Raw genomic sequence first — 16541 nt, forward strand, 5'->3', positions numbered from 1 at the left:
AACATATGTTCTTGTAAAAATAAAACAAAAGTGGTAATCTATAATTGATGGATGCGGAGGGGTAGTAATGAATAAAAAAATTTTATTGCTGAAAAATATAAAATCAATAATTAAAGATAATAGAAGTGTATTTGAGAAAAAAACGGTAAATAAAAATTCTTATGATAAAAATATATATTGCAAAAAGCAACTATCTAAAATTTGATAGTTGCTTAATTTAGTAATTGAAGTATTAATTGTTTTATTAATTACCAGTCTTTTTAATTTTCTCTATTAGTTTATTAACATCAAAACCTACTGATTCAAGATTTTTAAGTAAATCTTCAACTTCATTAGGGTCTAAATCATAAGGATAAGATTTATCTATTTCCATTTCATATTTATGTCCATCTATTGTAGATTTAAATATCTTTGAATTTGAATCATCAGTTCTTCCAAGGAGATAGTCAGTTGTCACGTTAAAGAAATTTGCTAATTTGAGGATGGTCTCTCTATCTGGAAACCTGTTATCTTTTTCCCAATTTGCAATAGTTGTTTTACCAAAATTAAGAAGTTCAGCAAGTTTTCTTATTGAATATTCTTTTTCTTGTCTTAAACTTCTTAAACGTTCACCAAATGTTGCCATACCTTATCCCTCCTTTCACAATAATTATAACATTTTGAGGACAATTTAAAATAATTGTACTCAAAGTGAATATTTTTTTAAAAATAATACAAAATATATATTGACAGTACCCAATAAGGGGACTATAATAAAATCGTACTCAATAAGAGTACTGAAAAGGAGGTGATTTTATGAATAGAAAGTTTAAAAAGCTTAAAGCATATAGACAATTAAAAGGAATTAATCAATCTGTAATAGCTGAATTATTAGGAGTTAGTCTTAATACTTATAATTTTAAAGAAAATGGGAAAAAATCTTTTACTTTAGAAGAAGCAAAACAAATAGCAGATTATTTTGAAACTTCTATAGATGAAATTTTTTTTAATAATTCAGTACCCAATGTGGGGACAGAAAGTTCAGCCTAATAATATTTTATCCAGTGTTTTGATTTTTAGTTTAGTAAAAGAAGGATGTAGTGTGAAAAATTTATAGATTATAATTTCATAAATTAGAGCAATGTTATCACCACTAGATAAGATAAAACATAATATGGATAGCAGAAAGTAATTTTAAGAAAGGAGGAAGAATAGTGGCTAAGATATTAGGGGTTAAAGTTGAATATCCAGAAGGTGTAGATCCTAAAGAAGGAGAGAGAGAATTACAAGAAAAAGCAATGGAAATATTAGCAGACTATTTAGTTGAAGAACTTCCTCCAAAGGCAATAGATGAAATGATTTATAGGCTAGAAAACTCTTAGATAAGTAAGGCTGAAAAGCCTTTTTAAAAAATTTTGTTAACTAAAAAATGCATATACTTACCCACTAATATGTATATGCTAGAACTTGTTAAATAGTACCAAAATCTTTGTAACTAAATGAACTAATTTGAACGGGAGTAGGCGAAGATAAGAGCCACACCATAATAAAATGAAAGGTCACTGTGATAATAGTTAGTTGATTTAGTTACAAGGAAGTGAAGAGGTACAAAGAAAGGAGAAATTTAATTATGGCAAAGCAGATAAATATAAAATATCTTTATCTTAAAAATTTTAAAGGTATTAAAAATCTAAAGATTGATTTTTCAAAAACTACTAATATATACGGTGAGAATGCAACAGGGAAAACAACTATTTTTGATGCATTTACATGGCTAATGTTTGATAAAGATAGTCAAGGAAGAACTGTAGGAGACAAGGAAGCAAATTTTCAAATAAAAACTTATGATGAAAATGGAAATATAATGCATGGATTAGAACATAGTGTAACTTCAGTTATTAATGTAGATGGTAGAGATACAATATTAACTAAAATTTATAAAGAAAAATGGACTAAAAGACGTGGAGAGGCTGAAAAGCAACTTACTGGACATGAAACTTTATACAGTATTGATGAAGTACCAGTTAAGAAAAGAGAATATCAAGAAAAAATCAATAGTATCATTGATGAAAAACTTTTTAAACTAATCAGTAACCCACTTTACTTTTCAATTAATATGAAGTGGCAAGATAGAAGAAAAGTGCTATTAGAAGTTATAGATAATATTACAATGGATACAATTATAAATTCTAAAAGTAACTTAAAGTCTTTAGAAAAGTTACTACTAAATAAAGATGTAGGGGATCTTAAAAAATCTATAGCAGCACGTAAAAAGAAATTAAATGATGAAATAAAGAGCATACCTTATAGGATTGATGAACTTAATAACTCTATCCAGGAGATTAATTTTGAAGAATTGGAACAACTTTTAGAAGCTTATCAAAATAATCTTAATGATATTGATGAAAATTTACTTGATAGCAGTAAGGTTAACAATGAAGTATTAAAGGAAAAAGACAAGATATATTTACTAAAATCTAAACTTAAAGATATTGAATATAGAGCACAAAGTAAAATTGATAACGAGCAAAGAGAACTAGAAGATAATACAAATAAATTTAACTATGAAATTAATCGACTTAAAAGAAGCATAAAAGAAGCAACTCTTAGAAAAGAATATTTAGAAAAAAATATTTCAAGATTAGAAGAGGCTAATAATGGCTTGAAAAGTAAATGGTACGAGGAAAATTCAAAAGAACTTCATTTTGATGAAAAACAATTCATTTGCCCAGTATGTAAGAGACCATTTAAAACAGAAGATATAGAAAAAAAGAAGAAAGAAATGCAAGGAAATTTTAATTCGAATATAGCAAATAAGTTAAAACAAATAAACGCAGAAGGTATTGGCAATAAGGAAAAAATAGAAGAATATCAGGAACAAATTAAAGGCCAAGATGAAGATATAAAAGCAATGAAAGAAAAATTAGCTATACAGCAAAAATCTAAGAAAGCAGCAGAAAAGATTCTAGCAGATTTTAAACCAGTCCTTAATTTAGAATTTAACGAGGATTATCAAAAGATTAAAAATGAAATAGAAATACTAGAAAAAGAAATATCTCAACCAGTAGAAGTTAATGATGAAATATCAGAATTAAAAGGTAAAAAAATTGAACTTTTACAAAATATTGATGACATTAAAAAACAATTAGCATCTAAAGAACAAAATGAAAAATTTAAAGTTAGAATATCAGAATTACAAAATCAAGAGAAAAAACTAGCTCAACAGATTGCAGAACTAGAAGGTCAGGAGTTTATGTGTGAAGAGTTTATAAAAACAAAGGTTGAACTTTTGGAAAGTAGTATAAATAACAAATTCAAATATGTAAGCTTTAAGTTATTCGATACACAAGTAAATGGAGCAGTTAATGAATGCTGTGAGGCTCTTATAAATGGAGTACCTTTTAGTAATTCAAATACAGCTTCACAGATAAACGCTGGATTAGATATTATAAATGCTTTATCACAACATTATGAAGTATCAGCTCCAATATTTATAGACAATAGAGAAAGTGTAAACAATCTTATAAAAACAGATGGTCAAGTAATAAATTTGATAGTAAGCAAAGATAAAAAATTGAAAGTGGAGGTAATATAAAATGCCAGATAAAAAAACAACAGCTATAGCATTAGCAAAGGAAGATGCTTTAAATCAAGTTACTAGTAAGATAGCAGATTTGAAGAAAAATAATGAAATAATTTTTCCTAAAAATTATTCAGTTTCAAATGCAGTTAATAGTGCATGGTTATTACTTCAAGGAGTACAGAATAAAGAAAAAAAACCTGCGTTAGAAGTATGTACAAAAAATTCAATTATTGGCTGTCTTTACGATATGTGTTTACAAGGGTTATCTCCAGCTAAAAAACAATGTTACTTTGTAGTATATGGCAATCAATTACAACTAATGAGAAGTTATATGGGAACTGTAGCAGTTACTAAAAGATTAAGCGGTATTAAGGATGTTAAAGCTTATTGTATTTATGAAGGTGATGAGTTTGAACAGGAATATGATGTAGATACTGCAACACTTAAAATATCAAAGTATGAACCTAAGTTTGAGAACATTGATAATTCTAAAATAAGAGGAGCTTTTGCAGTAATTGTCGGTGAAGATGGCCCAGTTCATACAGAAGTTATGAATATAAATCAAATAGAAAAAGCATGGGCTCAAAGATATGGTAAATCCAAAAGTGATACGCATGTAAACTTTGCTGAAGAAATGTCAAAAAAAACTGTTATTAATAGAGCTTGTAAAATGTATGCAAATACTTCTGATGATAGTGAGTTACTGATAGATGCTTTTAACAATACAGATATATCAAGTACTGAAGAAAGGTCATCAAGAAATGTTCAGTATGAAATTAAAAAAGAAATAAAAGAAAAAGCTAATTCTACACCTATAGATATTGAACCTGAAACAACCTCAGAAGTAGTAGATGTTGAGCCTACAGAGATAAAAGCAGAGCAAACTACTATAGAAGGACCTGATTTTTAATGAAATTAAAAATATTAGGTAGTGGTAGCAAAGGTAATTGCTATTTACTACAAGGGAAAAATGAAACTTTAATTTTAGAAGCTGGAATAAAATATAAGGATATTTTAAAAGGTTTGAATTTTAATCTTAATAATATAGTGGGATGTTTAGTATCTCATGAACATAAAGATCATAGCAAAGCTATGAGAGATATTTTAAAAAGTGGGATAGATACTTATACAAGTTTAGGTACAGCAAAAGCAATGCCTCAAGAAAGTTATATTGAAACTTGTTATAGACTTAACTTTATAAAATCAGAAAAACAATTTAATGTTGGTAATTTTACAATACTACCATTTCAAACTCAACATGATGCAGCAGAACCACTTGGATTTTTAATTCAACATAAGGAGCTAGGAAAATTACTTTTTATAACAGACAGTTATTATTGCCAATATAAGTTTACTGGATTAAATCACATTCTTATAGAGTGTAATTATAGTAATGAAATTCTTCAGAAAAGAGAATTACCGCAAAGACTTAAAGATAGAATTGTAAAATCTCATTTTGAATTGGGTAATGTAAAAGAATTTTTAAAGGCAACAGACCTAAAAGAAATTAAAGAAATAGTTTTAATACATCTTAGTGATAACAACAGTAATGAATTACAATTCAAAAAAGAAATAGAAATTTTGAGTGGAAAACCAACTTATGTAGCTGATAAAGATTTAGACATTGACATGAATGTATATAAATTCTAAGGGAGGAGGAATGGAGATGGATAAAGACACAAAAGAAGCACTTTCATATCGGTTGAATGTTTTATATGCATATTTAGAAGATTTAAAACTAGAAAATGCAAAAGAAGAAATATTAGATCTTTTAAAAGAAGCGCAAGATGGTGTAATAGTTCCATTTTAGAAAATGCCCTCTGCAAAGGGCATAATCTTAAAAATTATTCTATAAAACTGGATAAGAGCTCTGCAAAGCTCTTGTCCCCATTATACAACGCATATATGTAATATTTCAATATTAGTATATATCAGTATATGAAAATTTATACAAAGGGGATGGAAAAATGAGAAAACAAGAAGCATTGTATCACATAAATCATTTAATTAATTTAAATGAAGGTGATGATAAACAAGCTCTTAAAATAGCTAAAAAATCTATAAAGAAAGAATATAAATATAAGTTTTGGGCAAATGTAGTAATCTTCATAGGAATATTAATAATCTTTGGAAGCTTTGTATTGATGGCTAAGTTTATGTACTACAGATAAAAGGAGTGATAGGCATGACAAAAAAATATTATTGGTTGAAATTAAAAGAAGATTTCTTTGAAGAAGATACGATTCAATGGCTTGAGGAACAAGAAAATGGAAAAGATTATTGTTTGTTTTATTTAAAATTATGTCTTAAATCCTTAAAGTCAAATGGAGTTTTAATTCGAAATGTAGGGCAAATACTTGTACCTTATGATATTAAAAAGTTAGCAGATATTACTAATACTAAACCAGATACTGTAATTGTTGCAATGGAAATATTTAAAAAGATTGGCTTAGTTCAGGTATTAGAAAATGGAGAAATTTATATGACACAACTTGAAAATATGGTTGGAAGTGAAAGTGAGTGGGCAAAGAAAAAAAGAAAGCAAAGATTAAAGTCCAAGCATAAGGACAATGTCCCCAATTTGTCTCCACAATGTCCGACAGAGATAGAGAAAGAGATAGAGTTAGATAATAGAAATAGAGATAGAGATAGAGATGAAGAGAAGGAAGAAAATAAATTATCATCAACTAATGCTAAAAAGTTTTCAGATGTAATTGGAATTTTTAATAATAATATTCATATGGTAACACCATTAGAGTGTGAAAAATTAAAAGAATGGTCTAAAGATATTACCTATGAAGTTATTATTAAGGCAATTGAAGAGTCTGTATATTATAACAAAAGGTCTATGGGATATATAAATGCAATATTAAATAACTGGTTTAATAATAATCTTAAAAGTATAGAAGATGTAAAAGCATATTTAAGGGATAGAGATGATAAGAGAGGAGTTAAGCATAATGCAGGATATAAAGGAAATAATAAAAAACCAGAAGATGAAGGAATTGGAATTATCATATGATGTAAAACAGATACCTAAATGTCCTGTATGTGGAGAACCAATAGGAATAGAAGTTAAAACTGCATTTGGAACAATTACAGGACCTAGAAATTGTAAGTGCAGAAGAGAGAAGTTAAGGAAACAGGAATTGGAGTCTAAGAATAAAGAAAAACAAATGAGATTACAGAGAATTTTAAAAAATAGTATGTTAAATAAAAGATTCAGAGAATCTAATTTTGAAAATTGGAATCATGAGGTAGGAAACGAAAAGCTCTTTAAATTGGGCAAAAAATATGCCTATGATTTTATAAAAATGAAGAAAGAAAATCAAGGTATGCTTATTTATGGAGAACCGGGAAATGGAAAAACTTATTTTTCAGCATCCATAGCAAATGAATTATTGAATAGACTAATACCTGTTATATGTGTAGGAGCTATAGGGATTACAGAAAGAATAAGCCAAAGTAAAAGAAATTGGGGAGATGAAGGAATATTTACAGTCTTAAATAGTTTAGATAACGCTGATTTATTAATTATAGATGATTTAGGAACTGAGCCAGATAATAAATGGACCAGGTCAATGATGTATCAGGTGATAGAAAAAAGGAATAGTTCAAATCTTCCTGTGATTGTAACAACTAATATAAGCATAGATGAATTAAAAGAAAGATATGATGATAGAACTTATAGTAGATTAAGTGAAATGTGTATGTTTATAAGAAATACAGGTCCAGATATTAGAATGGGAAAAGGTAAGAAAAAGACAAAAGAGTTTCTAGAAAAATTAAATAAATAAGGTTGGAGGAAAAAGTATGTGGATTAGAAGTCAAAGTAAGGAAGTTCTGTCAGAATCAAAACAAATAATAGTGGAAGGTAAAGAAATAATAGATCAGGGTTATTTAAGATTAGGAACTTATGAAAGTAAGGATAGAGCAATTGAAGTATTAAATATGATAGAAGACAGAATTATGAATGGTAGTAGATTTGATGAAATACAGAATGGGAGAAGGAAGACTAGGGATTTTGTATTTCAAATGCCAGAAGTATAAGAAGGAGTGTATATTATGATAACTATATTAGTTAAAGAACCAGAAACAAACATCAAAGAAGATAGATTAGGGAATATTATACTTGAAAATTCAATACTAAAAGCAGCTTTTATAGAAAGTGTAAGAAAACAAGAACAGTATAAAGATTTACTAAAAGAAGGGCTGGAATTATTAGATAAACAGAAAGAAGAAATAGAAAGAGTAAGTTATAGAATTAATATGTGGTCAGATGAAGCAGTAAGATTATATAACGAGCAGGGCAATTTAGATAAGGTCTTAAAAATTTTAAATAGAGAGATATTAATGTATGAATTAACTAAGATTAAGGAGGAAATATAATTATGAAATCAACAGGAATTGTAAGAAAAGTAGACAAGCTCGGAAGAATAGTTTTACCTAAAGAATTAAGAAAGGCATTAAATATAAAAGAAAATCAGACAAGTTTGGAAATATATACAGAAGGGGAACAAATAGTATTAAAGAAATATGAACCAGCGTGTATATTTTGTGGAGAAGCTAATGAAGTTATGAATTTCAAGGGCAAAAATATTTGTGAAAAGTGTATGAAGGAGCTGAATGAATAGTGAAAATAAATGAGTTAGTAGAAAATTTAAGCTGGCCTTCAAAAGATTATATAACAAAGGATGGAATTATAAGAAGAACGGATCCAGAAGAAATATAAAAGATAGGAATAAGATTATATGAGGGTAATGCTTTGAAAAAGTTATTCTCATATGAAAATCAAATAAGAAGGTAGATTTATGAAAAGATGTGCTATTTGTGGTAGAAGTCCAGGAGAACAACACCATATAGTTAGAGCAGCAATGGGAGGAATGCTTTATGCCAAGTAAATATGGTTCAAAGAAGATCGTTATAGATGGAATTACATTTGATAGTAAGGATGAAGCAAGATACTATGAGTATCTTAAAAAGAAAAAATCTAAAGGAAAGATAGTAAACTTTGAATTACAGCCAAAGTATACTTTGATACCAGCGTTTAAAAAGAATAGCAAAAGCTATAGAGCCATGACTTATACACCTGATTTTATTATATATAATCTTGATGGTTCTGAAGAACTTATAGATGTTAAAGGATTTAGTACTCAACAAGGAGAGATTAGGAAAAAATTATTTGATTATAAATATGCTGATTTAAAACTTACATGGATTTCAAGATCTTTGAAATTTGGTGATGAATATGGATGGATTGAATATAGTGAGTTAAAGAAAAAGAGAAGTGAAGAGAAAAAAAGAAAGGAGAGAAAATAATGGGAAAACAGCTTAAAATAGTTGATAAAGATACTGGAGAAGTGATTGAGAATATAGAGTTTTCAGGAGGATACAATGTGCAATATGCTTGTAATGAAGATGTTGGAAGAATTCATAAAGTAACTAAACTTGATAATGGAAAATGGGGTAATAAGCATTGGATAAAAAATTATATTTATAGACCTATAGCTCAAAAATTAGTTGATAGATATGACTACTTTAAAGGAACAAGACCAGAACAAATATTATTTATAGAGGATGAAGACTATATAGGAACTGAAACAGAGAAGCCAGATTGGATAATGAGGATAAAAAAAGCAAATATGCAGCTTACGGAGTATACAAATTATAAATTTATAATAGAGTCTAGGGAATGGTGGATGTCAAGAATAAGCAGAGAGCAAGTAATAGCTTTAATATATAGTATGTTAAAACATATTGATGGAGATAGCTTAAAGAAACCTGATGTAGAAGGATGGAATGAGTTAATCGGAACTATGGGACAAGGATGGGAAATTACTAAGTCCCCAATACCTAACTTATTAGAGAATTTTACAAAAGAAGATTTTAAATTTTTAAAGAAAGCAGATAAGCAAGTTACAATATATGATTATATTAATTCTGAAAAAATTGGAGGATAAAAAGGGGCTTGATTGCCCCTAAAGAGAAGTTATGCAGTCAGAAAAATAATTAAGTGTGCATAAGAAGGTGAATAATGAATGGCATTAGACATGGTAAATATAGCACAGGAAATATATACTGCAGCTAAGAGGTTACAAAAGAGTGGAGATAAACTTTTTACTCTTGCTAGGCAATATGCAGAAGCGGAGCAAGAATATAGGCAGAATTTAGGAATAGAAATAATGAAACTTAGAGAAGAAAAGGTACCAGTAAGTATAGTTGGAGATGTAGCAAAGGCAAATGTATCTAAACTTAAATTTAACAGAGATATGGCAGAATTCAAATACAAGGCTGGTAGAGATAAAGCACAATCATTACAGGCAGAAATAAGTGCTTTACAGACATTATATAAAAGGCAAGAAGATATTTAGGTCATAATGTAAAACAGCAATTTAAGTATATAAAAATATAGTTAATATAGTGTTGGAGGGTTTGCATAATGATAAATAAAGATACATTAAAAAAAGTAGAAGACAGATTATATAAATATTATAGACAACTTAAGTGGATAGATAAATTAGAATATGTATGCAGAGAACTTGAAGAGCAAAAAGGGAAAATAAGAAAAGACATAACGGAAACCAATATATCACTAGAAGAAGAAAGTATAAGTATAGCATATGAAGAGAGAGTTCAAAATTCATATTCATGTTCTTCTTATGCGGAGAACGAGGTTATAAGACAGATAAATAATTTAGAAAAAGAATGGAAGTATGTAAGAAATAAACTACTTAAAAAAAAGGCTAAGATAAGAGAATTAGAAAGAGAAGTAGCTCCTTTAAAATATAATATAGATATGTTAACAGAAGAATCTAAAAAGTTTATAGAGTGGAAATATGCAGAATGTAAATCAACTGATTGGATATCAATTCAATTATATGGTGGAGTTAGAAGTACTGCTTATAGAAGGCACGAAGAAATAATTAAGGATATAGCACAATAAAAATAATGTATAAATATTTCATAATTAATAATCATATTAATGAAATAGGAGATGATAATATGAAAGAAATTTCTTGCCAAGATATAGTTAAACAAAAGTTAGATATTATTATTAGGCAAATTGATGATATTAAGAAAATAATAGGAAAAGAAAAAATGCAAATTAATAGTGAAAGTAAAAATAATACAACTGAAGAGTTTTTAAGAAAGTTTATGGATGATTAATTTTCATCCATAAACTCATTAAGAAAATCTTCTACGTTAGGAAATTGCTTCTTTATTAAATTTTGAAGTCTTAATAATTCTTGTTGGAAATCTGGTGCTAAATAATTATTTATGCATTGGATATCTTTACTATCTAGAGAGGGTATTACTATTAATAATAGATTAGAATATGAATCTTCACATAATGCTAAATACCCTTCGTTAAAATTTAATATGAAAGAATCACTAGTATTTAAAGTATTTTGTTGATAGTCATAATAAGTTACAAAATTATCACATATATCTACTATAGATCTACCCTTATCTGATAAATAAAACCATTTATATTTATTGGATTTTGTTCCGAATATTAACTTGTTTATTATTTTTTCCACAGAAATCATCTGTTTTCCTCCTTTTTATAACAACGTCCTATTAAAAAATCTAGGTAATTACAAACTTTATCAAAATTAACTTTTTTAAATTTCTTTTTTAAATAAAATTTTATAAAGAATAATTTTATAAAATCAGTTTTTGAAAGTAATATTCTATATTGTATTTCAAATTTGAATATATCTTCTAAAATAGAATGCAATATTTGTCTTGTATTCAAATTATCCTTTAGAATACTATCTTTATATCCTTTGAATCTCTCAGCAAATTGGGTTTTTGATTCATTGTAAGCTTGTATAGTTTCCATACGCTTAAGAATCTTAGATATATTGTGAGATTTATATGTTACATATATTGATAGCATAAATCCTAATAGGCTTGAAAGTGAAACTGCAAATAAAAAATATATGTTATTATTTAAATTTATTATAAAAGTATTCAAACATTATGTCACCACCTTCATGATACATTTTATCATATAATATATAAATTTCCATAAATATAAATATTTAATAAAAAATTATGGGACAAAAATAGGACAAATTTGAGACAAAATTAATAATAACATCTGTTATTATATATATAAGTTATTAGGACTAATTATCCGAATAAAGTAATAATAATTAATGGTACTGGGGTTATTTTGGAATGTATGTAAATGATAACTTATATTTATAGTAGAAGGTAAGAGGTATGATAATAGGAAAGATATTAGAGGTACGAAAATCCAAAGTACATAAAAAATTAAACAAGAATAGAAAAAATAATAAGAAAAAGAAGAAAATTAGGAGAGGTAAAGAAAATCTCTCCTTTTCTTATTATATGGAAATGATGAAACATGATAGTTATTATAGAGGTAAAGGTGGAGCAAATATAGAAGAGCCAGAGGGAGACTAATAAATAGAATGATATATGCAGCTAAAAAGAAAAAAAAAGAAGGAAAAACTCCTAAAATGTAGAAATAAATATTACATTGAGAGGAGGTAGAAATATGGGAAAGAAATTAAGTGGTTCATGTGGAACTGGTAAAAAGATAATTGAAAATTTTGAACTGTTTTATTGTAAATTAAGAAAAACAACGAGAACAGCGGAACCAAATGGCCAAACAGCTTATACGTTTGATGTTGATTTTGAAAAACAATCAGGACATTTTTGTATATGGTTAAATAAGGATAATAAAATTGATGAAAGCTCAACATTGGATATGGGGTTTGAGAAATCATTACCTTTATATAATGACCCCACACTAGAAGATCTAGCCAAAAAAATGTTAAAGTCTAATGGCATATTGTAAATGATTAATATAACAATAAAACAAATATAGTAAAAGGCACTTTTAATAGGGTGCCTTTTTTATTTATAAAAAGGATGTGAGGATATGCTAAGTATTTATACAAGCTACAGATGCAGAACTTGTAAAAATGAATTTGTAGTGCTTACAGAAGAAGTGGAACAGCAAGCTAAAAGGAATAGATACTTGGTATGTCCTTACTGTTCCAGCAGAAGAGTTAGTAAAGAGAAAATAGCAGATAGTTTAAAAGAGTGTATGCAGGAGCGAAGTTATAGAAGAGTTAAAGGGGCAATAAGGCAGATGTGAAGAGGAGGAAATGATTGTTATAAAAAGAAAAGTATAAATTTATCACAGGGATTTGTTGACTTATGTAGAATAAAAATACATGAGGTGAAAATTTTGATAAATATAAAAGAAAGAGTAAATTTGTTAAAGAAATTTATTAACTCATGTAGAATAAAAACACATGAAGTGAAAAATTTGATAAATACTAAAGAAAGAGTAAATAAGGAAAATAGGATTTTAAAAATCAGTATTTTAGTAAGTATTATTGGAAGTATAATTTTCCTTAGTGTTTTAAAATACACTTATCCTAATCTGTCTTATTCTGAATGGAATAGTATATTATCAAATTTTGTAGCTGGAGCTTTTGGAGGTATAATTACATTAACAACCGTATATATAACATTAATAGGGAATAAATCTCAAGAATATTATAAAATTAAAAAAGATATGCAGCTTAAAGTTTGTGAGGATATAATAAGAAAAATTAATGAAAGTGTAACAAGTATACAGAAATCTTTTAAAGAAAACCGAGGTAAAAAATTGCTGCAACTGATTAGTGAAGAAATATTTATACATGATTTAAATGATGATGTAAGTAAAACTATAAAAGAATTAATTAATGTATACATAGCAAATGATTTACTATTGGTAGATATATATTCAGAATTTAAGGAGTTTAAAAATCATATGGATGGACATAATACATGTTTAAAATCAATCAAAGAAAACTATAAAAGGGATAAGTATGATAAGGAATTAAATTCAAATCTTATATATTTGTATGAATGTTGTTTGGAAAATATGATTGAATATTTAGAATTATTCAGAGAAGAAATATATAGGCAATTTTATAGCGATATTTTAAAAGACGAGATATATAAATATAGCGAAGTACTTGAAGAAAGAAGATTAGTTAAATATGAAAGGCTAGTAGATATGTTATCACAGGTTGATACTCCAGATCGCATTGATGAAACTTTGGAAGAAAAATATAAAAGAATAAAGGAAAGTGTGGATAATTTAGGCACAACAGCATAAGAATATAAATAGAATGAATGAGATTTATATAAAGGCAGTATAGAGAAAAATACAAGATAATATAAGAACTTTTTGAGCTCATAAGAGCTCTTTTTTTTTATGTAAGGAATAAGTAGTAAATAAATGAAGAAAGAAAAAGCACAGGAGGATAAAATGGAATTAAAGTACATAAATATTTCACAAATTAAGCCATATGAAAATAATCCAAGGAATAACGATGAAGCTGTTCAGAAAGTAGCTGAAAGTATAAAGGAATTTGGATTTAAGGTGCCAATCATTATTGATAAAAGAAATGTAATAATTACTGGACATACTAGATATAAAGCAGCAAAAGAATTAAAAATAGAATCTATTCCAGTTATTAAAGCTGAGGATTTAACAATGCAACAGGTAAATGCCTTTAGAATAATGGATAATAAATCAAGTGAAATTGCTAGTTGGGATTATGAATCACTTTTAAAGGAAATGGAAAGTTTAAAACTTGAAAATTATGATATACAATTTACAGGATTCCAACTTGAGGAAGTAGAAAGGTTATTTGATGAATATAATCCTAAAGAAATTCAAGAAGATGAAACATTTGACATAGAGCATGAAATTAACTCAATAGAAGAGCCTATTACTAAGAAAGGTGACATATGGTTTTTAGGAAATCACAGATTGCTTTGTGGAGATAGTATATTAGAATCTGATGTGTCAAAATTAATGGATGGGCATAAAGCTAAAATGATATTCACAGATCCACCTTATAATGTTAATTATGAAGGTGGTACGGAAGAAAAACTCACTATTCAAAATGACAATATGTCTGATAGTGAGTTTTATAATTTTTTGTTAAGCGTATTTAAAAATTATTATAGCCTAATGGAAGAAGGGGCAAGTATTTATGTTTGTCATGCAGATAGTGAAGGTGAGAATTTTAGAAGAGCATATAGGGAAGCAGGACTTAAACTTGCAGAGTGTATAATCTGGGTAAAAGATAATTTTGTCATGGGAAGGCAGGATTATCATTGGAGACATGAACCTATACTTTATGGTTGGAAAGAAGGAAAAGGGCATTATTTTACAGATGATAGAACTCAGGATACTGTTTGGGAGATATCAAAGCCTAAAAGAAATGCAGAACATCCTACAATGAAACCTATTTCTTTATGTTCTAAAGCAATAAAAAATAGTAGTAGGCCTAAAGATATAGTTGTGGATTTATTCGGTGGAAGTGGATCAACTTTAATGGCAGCAGAAGAAACAGAAAGAATATGTTATACAATGGAGATTGATGAAAAATATTGTGATGTTATAGTTCAAAGATATATTAATCAATATGGCGTTGATAAAGTATTTTTATTAAGAGATGGAATAAAAACATCATATTCAGAAGTAGAATAAAGACATCTTAAAATCCTTGCTATTAATACACTTTAGAGTGATTAATGTACATGAAGAAAAACACATAAGGAGGATTTTATGATGAGAGCATTATTTGGAAGGAAAATTTTAAATTTAAAAGAGCTTAAGGAACTTACAAGGAAAGCAAAGAAGGAAGGAATGAAGGGCGAACCTTATGAGGTTACAAAAGAAGTTAAATTAAATGATAAGGAATTTATAGAATTTGTAAATAATTTTTGTAAAGATCAATCTTGGATAACAAAAGAAGATGGGGGATGTAATTCAAAAGGAGAATTAAGATGCATAAGAGTTAAAAATACAAAAACAAATAAAAGCATCTTAGTAGATTCAGAAGGATATACATACCCAAGATACACAGCCCTTGAAAAATAAAGCCTGAAAGGGCTTTTTTTAGTAGATAAATAGCTTGATAATACTGTGTTTTAGAGTGATTAATGTATGTAACAAAAACACAGCGGAGGGAATTTTATGAAGAATCAAGCATATGGAATCGAAATTGAATTAACAGGGTTATCAAGAGAAAAGGCTGCAAAGGTGATTTCAAAATATTGGAGAAAAAAAGCTATTTATAAAGGCGGCGTATATGATCAGTATGAGGTAAAAGATCAATCAAAAAGAATATGGAAAATAATGAGAGACGGAAGTATAGTACCTCAAAAGAATTTATTCGGAAGAATAATAACTGCAGGAGATGATTACAAAGTAGAAGTTGTGTCACCAATATGTGCATATGAAGATATAGAAAGTATTCAAGAGATGATAAGACTTTTAAGAAAGGCTGGAGCTATAGCTAATAAAAGTTGTGGAATACATGTTCATATAGATGGGATAAATCATAATGAAAAAAGTTTAAGAAATCTTATAAATATTTTTTATAGTAAACAAGATTTAATATACAAAGCATTAGAGGTAGACAAAAGAAGAGAAAGAAACTATTGCAAAAAGGTAGGAGAAAGATTGGTAAAAAGAGTTAATAATAAAAAACCTAAAGATTTAGAAGAAATGGCGGATAGATGGTACAAACCATACTGCAGTCCTAGAAATACTCATTATCACGTTAGTAGGTATCATGGATTAAATTTACATTCAACTTTTACAAAAGGAACAGTAGAATTTAGATTTTTCAACGGGACAACTCATGCAGGAAAGATAAAGGCATATATACAATTTTGTTTAGCAGTAAGTAATCAATCTATAATTCAAAAATCAGCAAGTGCAAAGAAAACTAAAACAACTAATGAAAAGTATACTTTTAGAACTTGGCTTTTAAGACTTGGACTTATAGGAGAAGAATTTAAGACTTGTAGAACTCATCTATTAGCAAATTTAGAAGGTAATGCTGCATTTAGATATAGGAGGGTTTCATAGAAGAAGTTCAAAAGCTTCTTTTTTTTAATAACTAAAGCTGTGTATGAGGTG

General features: G+C 27.7%; 28 protein-coding genes. 25 read left to right on the forward strand and 3 right to left on the reverse strand.

The window, feature by feature from the left end; translation table 11 throughout:
* Window positions 1-67: 67 nt before the first annotated feature.
* Entirely contained in the window at window positions 68-205 is a 138-nt protein-coding gene (locus tag ABDZ71_RS04690) for a hypothetical protein (RefSeq protein ID WP_343759342.1), read from the forward strand.
* Window positions 206-244: 39 nt separating this feature from the next.
* Here ABDZ71_RS04690 and ABDZ71_RS04695 read toward each other — a convergent pair whose 3' ends face one another.
* On the reverse strand, window positions 245-625 hold the full coding sequence (locus tag ABDZ71_RS04695; protein ID WP_343759344.1) for a helix-turn-helix domain-containing protein: 381 nt from the start codon (window positions 623-625) through the stop codon (window positions 245-247).
* A 170-nt stretch (window positions 626-795) separates the two neighbouring features.
* Here ABDZ71_RS04695 and ABDZ71_RS04700 point away from each other — a divergent pair, with 170 nt between their 5' ends.
* The 17 genes from ABDZ71_RS04700 (at window position 796) to ABDZ71_RS04780 (ending at window position 10729) form a co-directional block, all read left to right on the forward strand.
* Window positions 796-1029, forward strand: a complete 234-nt coding sequence (locus ABDZ71_RS04700; RefSeq protein ID WP_343759347.1) for a helix-turn-helix transcriptional regulator — start codon at window positions 796-798, stop codon at window positions 1027-1029.
* A 164-nt stretch (window positions 1030-1193) separates the two neighbouring features.
* On the forward strand, window positions 1194-1361 hold the full coding sequence (locus ABDZ71_RS04705) for a hypothetical protein (protein ID WP_343759349.1): 168 nt from the start codon (window positions 1194-1196) through the stop codon (window positions 1359-1361).
* Between the two features lie 248 nt (window positions 1362-1609).
* Window positions 1610-3574, forward strand: a complete 1965-nt coding sequence (locus ABDZ71_RS04710) for a recombinase RecF (RefSeq protein ID WP_343759351.1) — start codon at window positions 1610-1612, stop codon at window positions 3572-3574.
* A gap of 1 nt (window position 3575) precedes the next feature.
* A complete protein-coding gene (locus ABDZ71_RS04715) occupies window positions 3576-4472 on the forward strand; it encodes a recombinase RecT (RefSeq protein WP_343759353.1) in 897 nt (298 codons plus the stop codon).
* Window positions 4472-5212, forward strand: a complete 741-nt coding sequence (locus tag ABDZ71_RS04720; protein ID WP_343759355.1) for an MBL fold metallo-hydrolase — start codon at window positions 4472-4474, stop codon at window positions 5210-5212. The genes ABDZ71_RS04715 and ABDZ71_RS04720 overlap by 1 nt, the downstream gene beginning before the upstream one ends.
* A 16-nt stretch (window positions 5213-5228) precedes the next feature.
* Complete coding sequence (locus ABDZ71_RS04725) at window positions 5229-5372, forward strand: hypothetical protein (protein WP_343759357.1); 144 nt, start codon at window positions 5229-5231, stop codon at window positions 5370-5372.
* 157 nt (window positions 5373-5529) lie between these two features.
* A complete protein-coding gene (locus tag ABDZ71_RS04730; protein ID WP_343759359.1) occupies window positions 5530-5733 on the forward strand; it encodes a hypothetical protein in 204 nt (67 codons plus the stop codon).
* Between the two features lie 14 nt (window positions 5734-5747).
* The gene (locus ABDZ71_RS04735; protein ID WP_343759361.1) at window positions 5748-6584 is read left to right on the forward strand and encodes a phage replisome organizer N-terminal domain-containing protein; all 837 of its coding nucleotides are present in this window, start codon (window positions 5748-5750) and stop codon (window positions 6582-6584) included.
* The gene (locus ABDZ71_RS04740) at window positions 6523-7359 is read left to right on the forward strand and encodes an ATP-binding protein (protein WP_343759363.1); all 837 of its coding nucleotides are present in this window, start codon (window positions 6523-6525) and stop codon (window positions 7357-7359) included. Before ABDZ71_RS04735 ends, ABDZ71_RS04740 begins: the two co-directional genes overlap by 62 nt.
* Before the next feature lie 16 nt (window positions 7360-7375).
* On the forward strand, window positions 7376-7612 hold the full coding sequence (locus ABDZ71_RS04745) for a hypothetical protein (protein WP_343759365.1): 237 nt from the start codon (window positions 7376-7378) through the stop codon (window positions 7610-7612).
* Between the two features lie 15 nt (window positions 7613-7627).
* A complete protein-coding gene (locus ABDZ71_RS04750) occupies window positions 7628-7951 on the forward strand; it encodes a hypothetical protein (protein WP_343759367.1) in 324 nt (107 codons plus the stop codon).
* A 2-nt stretch (window positions 7952-7953) separates the two neighbouring features.
* Window positions 7954-8196: an AbrB/MazE/SpoVT family DNA-binding domain-containing protein gene (locus ABDZ71_RS04755; protein WP_343759369.1), complete on the forward strand. Its 243-nt coding sequence runs from the start codon at window positions 7954-7956 to the stop codon at window positions 8194-8196.
* A 256-nt stretch (window positions 8197-8452) separates the two neighbouring features.
* The gene (locus tag ABDZ71_RS04760) at window positions 8453-8881 is read left to right on the forward strand and encodes a DUF1064 domain-containing protein (RefSeq protein ID WP_343759371.1); all 429 of its coding nucleotides are present in this window, start codon (window positions 8453-8455) and stop codon (window positions 8879-8881) included.
* The gene (locus ABDZ71_RS04765) at window positions 8881-9522 is read left to right on the forward strand and encodes a putative metallopeptidase (protein WP_343759373.1); all 642 of its coding nucleotides are present in this window, start codon (window positions 8881-8883) and stop codon (window positions 9520-9522) included. Before ABDZ71_RS04760 ends, ABDZ71_RS04765 begins: the two co-directional genes overlap by 1 nt.
* Window positions 9523-9600: 78 nt before the next feature.
* Complete coding sequence (locus tag ABDZ71_RS04770; RefSeq protein WP_343759375.1) at window positions 9601-9933, forward strand: hypothetical protein; 333 nt, start codon at window positions 9601-9603, stop codon at window positions 9931-9933.
* Between the two features lie 68 nt (window positions 9934-10001).
* A complete protein-coding gene (locus ABDZ71_RS04775; RefSeq protein WP_343759377.1) occupies window positions 10002-10505 on the forward strand; it encodes a hypothetical protein in 504 nt (167 codons plus the stop codon).
* 59 nt (window positions 10506-10564) lie between these two features.
* Window positions 10565-10729, forward strand: coding sequence for a hypothetical protein (locus ABDZ71_RS04780; RefSeq protein WP_343759379.1), 165 nt, complete (start codon window positions 10565-10567; stop codon window positions 10727-10729).
* Here ABDZ71_RS04780 and ABDZ71_RS04785 read toward each other — a convergent pair.
* Together ABDZ71_RS04785 and ABDZ71_RS04790 are read right to left on the reverse strand one after the other, a co-directional pair.
* A complete protein-coding gene (locus ABDZ71_RS04785; RefSeq protein WP_343759381.1) occupies window positions 10726-11112 on the reverse strand; it encodes a hypothetical protein in 387 nt (128 codons plus the stop codon). The two genes, ABDZ71_RS04780 and ABDZ71_RS04785, sit on opposite strands and share 4 nt — an antisense overlap.
* Window positions 11109-11543 (reverse strand): hypothetical protein, encoded by a 435-nt coding sequence (locus ABDZ71_RS04790; RefSeq protein ID WP_343759383.1) that lies wholly within the window; start codon window positions 11541-11543, stop codon window positions 11109-11111. The genes ABDZ71_RS04785 and ABDZ71_RS04790 overlap by 4 nt, the downstream gene beginning before the upstream one ends.
* A 251-nt stretch (window positions 11544-11794) precedes the next feature.
* Between ABDZ71_RS04790 and ABDZ71_RS04795 the strand changes: the two genes are divergently transcribed.
* The 7 genes from ABDZ71_RS04795 (at window position 11795) to ABDZ71_RS04825 (ending at window position 16490) form a co-directional block, all read left to right on the forward strand.
* Window positions 11795-11998 carry a hypothetical protein gene (locus ABDZ71_RS04795; RefSeq protein WP_343759385.1) on the forward strand — a complete coding sequence of 68 codons (204 nt, stop codon included), beginning with the start codon at window positions 11795-11797 and terminating at the stop codon, window positions 11996-11998.
* A gap of 94 nt (window positions 11999-12092) precedes the next feature.
* Entirely contained in the window at window positions 12093-12395 is a 303-nt protein-coding gene (locus tag ABDZ71_RS04800) for a hypothetical protein (RefSeq protein WP_343759387.1), read from the forward strand.
* Window positions 12396-12479: 84 nt separating this feature from the next.
* Window positions 12480-12698 carry a hypothetical protein gene (locus ABDZ71_RS04805; protein WP_343759388.1) on the forward strand — a complete coding sequence of 73 codons (219 nt, stop codon included), beginning with the start codon at window positions 12480-12482 and terminating at the stop codon, window positions 12696-12698.
* A 93-nt stretch (window positions 12699-12791) separates the two neighbouring features.
* Entirely contained in the window at window positions 12792-13715 is a 924-nt protein-coding gene (locus ABDZ71_RS04810; protein ID WP_343759390.1) for a hypothetical protein, read from the forward strand.
* Window positions 13716-13868: 153 nt separating this feature from the next.
* A complete protein-coding gene (locus ABDZ71_RS04815; protein WP_343759392.1) occupies window positions 13869-15101 on the forward strand; it encodes a DNA modification methylase in 1233 nt (410 codons plus the stop codon).
* A gap of 81 nt (window positions 15102-15182) precedes the next feature.
* Window positions 15183-15494, forward strand: a complete 312-nt coding sequence (locus tag ABDZ71_RS04820; protein ID WP_343759948.1) for a DUF6329 domain-containing protein — start codon at window positions 15183-15185, stop codon at window positions 15492-15494.
* Between the two features lie 96 nt (window positions 15495-15590).
* Window positions 15591-16490, forward strand: coding sequence for an amidoligase family protein (locus ABDZ71_RS04825; RefSeq protein WP_343759393.1), 900 nt, complete (start codon window positions 15591-15593; stop codon window positions 16488-16490).
* Window positions 16491-16541: the final 51 nt, after the last annotated feature.

Origin of the sequence: Clostridium oceanicum, assembly GCF_039521385.1 — a bacterium.
Taxonomy (GTDB): domain Bacteria; phylum Bacillota; class Clostridia; order Clostridiales; family Clostridiaceae; genus Clostridium_F; species Clostridium_F oceanicum.

Bases quoted from the DNA above. Each gene is read 5' to 3' on its own strand.
- ABDZ71_RS04825 (WP_343759393.1), top strand. From the start codon at position 15,591: ATGAAGAATCAAGCATATGGAATCGAAATTGAATTAACAGGGTTATCA.
- ABDZ71_RS04805 (WP_343759388.1), top strand. From the start codon at position 12,480: ATGCTAAGTATTTATACAAGCTACAGATGCAGAACTTGTAAAAATGAA.
- ABDZ71_RS04800 (WP_343759387.1), top strand. From the start codon at position 12,093: ATGGGAAAGAAATTAAGTGGTTCATGTGGAACTGGTAAAAAGATAATT.
- ABDZ71_RS04735 (WP_343759361.1), top strand. From the start codon at position 5,748: ATGACAAAAAAATATTATTGGTTGAAATTAAAAGAAGATTTCTTTGAA.
- ABDZ71_RS04820 (WP_343759948.1), top strand. From the start codon at position 15,183: ATGAGAGCATTATTTGGAAGGAAAATTTTAAATTTAAAAGAGCTTAAG.
- ABDZ71_RS04695 (WP_343759344.1), bottom strand. From the start codon at position 625: ATGGCAACATTTGGTGAACGTTTAAGAAGTTTAAGACAAGAAAAAGAA.
- ABDZ71_RS04770 (WP_343759375.1), top strand. From the start codon at position 9,601: ATGGCATTAGACATGGTAAATATAGCACAGGAAATATATACTGCAGCT.
- ABDZ71_RS04760 (WP_343759371.1), top strand. From the start codon at position 8,453: ATGCCAAGTAAATATGGTTCAAAGAAGATCGTTATAGATGGAATTACA.
- ABDZ71_RS04720 (WP_343759355.1), top strand. From the start codon at position 4,472: ATGAAATTAAAAATATTAGGTAGTGGTAGCAAAGGTAATTGCTATTTA.
- ABDZ71_RS04740 (WP_343759363.1), top strand. From the start codon at position 6,523: ATGCAGGATATAAAGGAAATAATAAAAAACCAGAAGATGAAGGAATTG.
- ABDZ71_RS04815 (WP_343759392.1), top strand. From the start codon at position 13,869: ATGGAATTAAAGTACATAAATATTTCACAAATTAAGCCATATGAAAAT.
- ABDZ71_RS04745 (WP_343759365.1), top strand. From the start codon at position 7,376: ATGTGGATTAGAAGTCAAAGTAAGGAAGTTCTGTCAGAATCAAAACAA.
- ABDZ71_RS04755 (WP_343759369.1), top strand. From the start codon at position 7,954: ATGAAATCAACAGGAATTGTAAGAAAAGTAGACAAGCTCGGAAGAATA.
- ABDZ71_RS04775 (WP_343759377.1), top strand. From the start codon at position 10,002: ATGATAAATAAAGATACATTAAAAAAAGTAGAAGACAGATTATATAAA.
- ABDZ71_RS04750 (WP_343759367.1), top strand. From the start codon at position 7,628: ATGATAACTATATTAGTTAAAGAACCAGAAACAAACATCAAAGAAGAT.
- ABDZ71_RS04765 (WP_343759373.1), top strand. From the start codon at position 8,881: ATGGGAAAACAGCTTAAAATAGTTGATAAAGATACTGGAGAAGTGATT.
- ABDZ71_RS04715 (WP_343759353.1), top strand. From the start codon at position 3,576: ATGCCAGATAAAAAAACAACAGCTATAGCATTAGCAAAGGAAGATGCT.
- ABDZ71_RS04700 (WP_343759347.1), top strand. From the start codon at position 796: ATGAATAGAAAGTTTAAAAAGCTTAAAGCATATAGACAATTAAAAGGA.
- ABDZ71_RS04780 (WP_343759379.1), top strand. From the start codon at position 10,565: ATGAAAGAAATTTCTTGCCAAGATATAGTTAAACAAAAGTTAGATATT.
- ABDZ71_RS04730 (WP_343759359.1), top strand. From the start codon at position 5,530: ATGAGAAAACAAGAAGCATTGTATCACATAAATCATTTAATTAATTTA.
- ABDZ71_RS04690 (WP_343759342.1), top strand. From the start codon at position 68: ATGAATAAAAAAATTTTATTGCTGAAAAATATAAAATCAATAATTAAA.
- ABDZ71_RS04795 (WP_343759385.1), top strand. From the start codon at position 11,795: ATGATAATAGGAAAGATATTAGAGGTACGAAAATCCAAAGTACATAAA.
- ABDZ71_RS04710 (WP_343759351.1), top strand. From the start codon at position 1,610: ATGGCAAAGCAGATAAATATAAAATATCTTTATCTTAAAAATTTTAAA.
- ABDZ71_RS04785 (WP_343759381.1), bottom strand. From the start codon at position 11,112: ATGATTTCTGTGGAAAAAATAATAAACAAGTTAATATTCGGAACAAAA.
- ABDZ71_RS04725 (WP_343759357.1), top strand. From the start codon at position 5,229: ATGGATAAAGACACAAAAGAAGCACTTTCATATCGGTTGAATGTTTTA.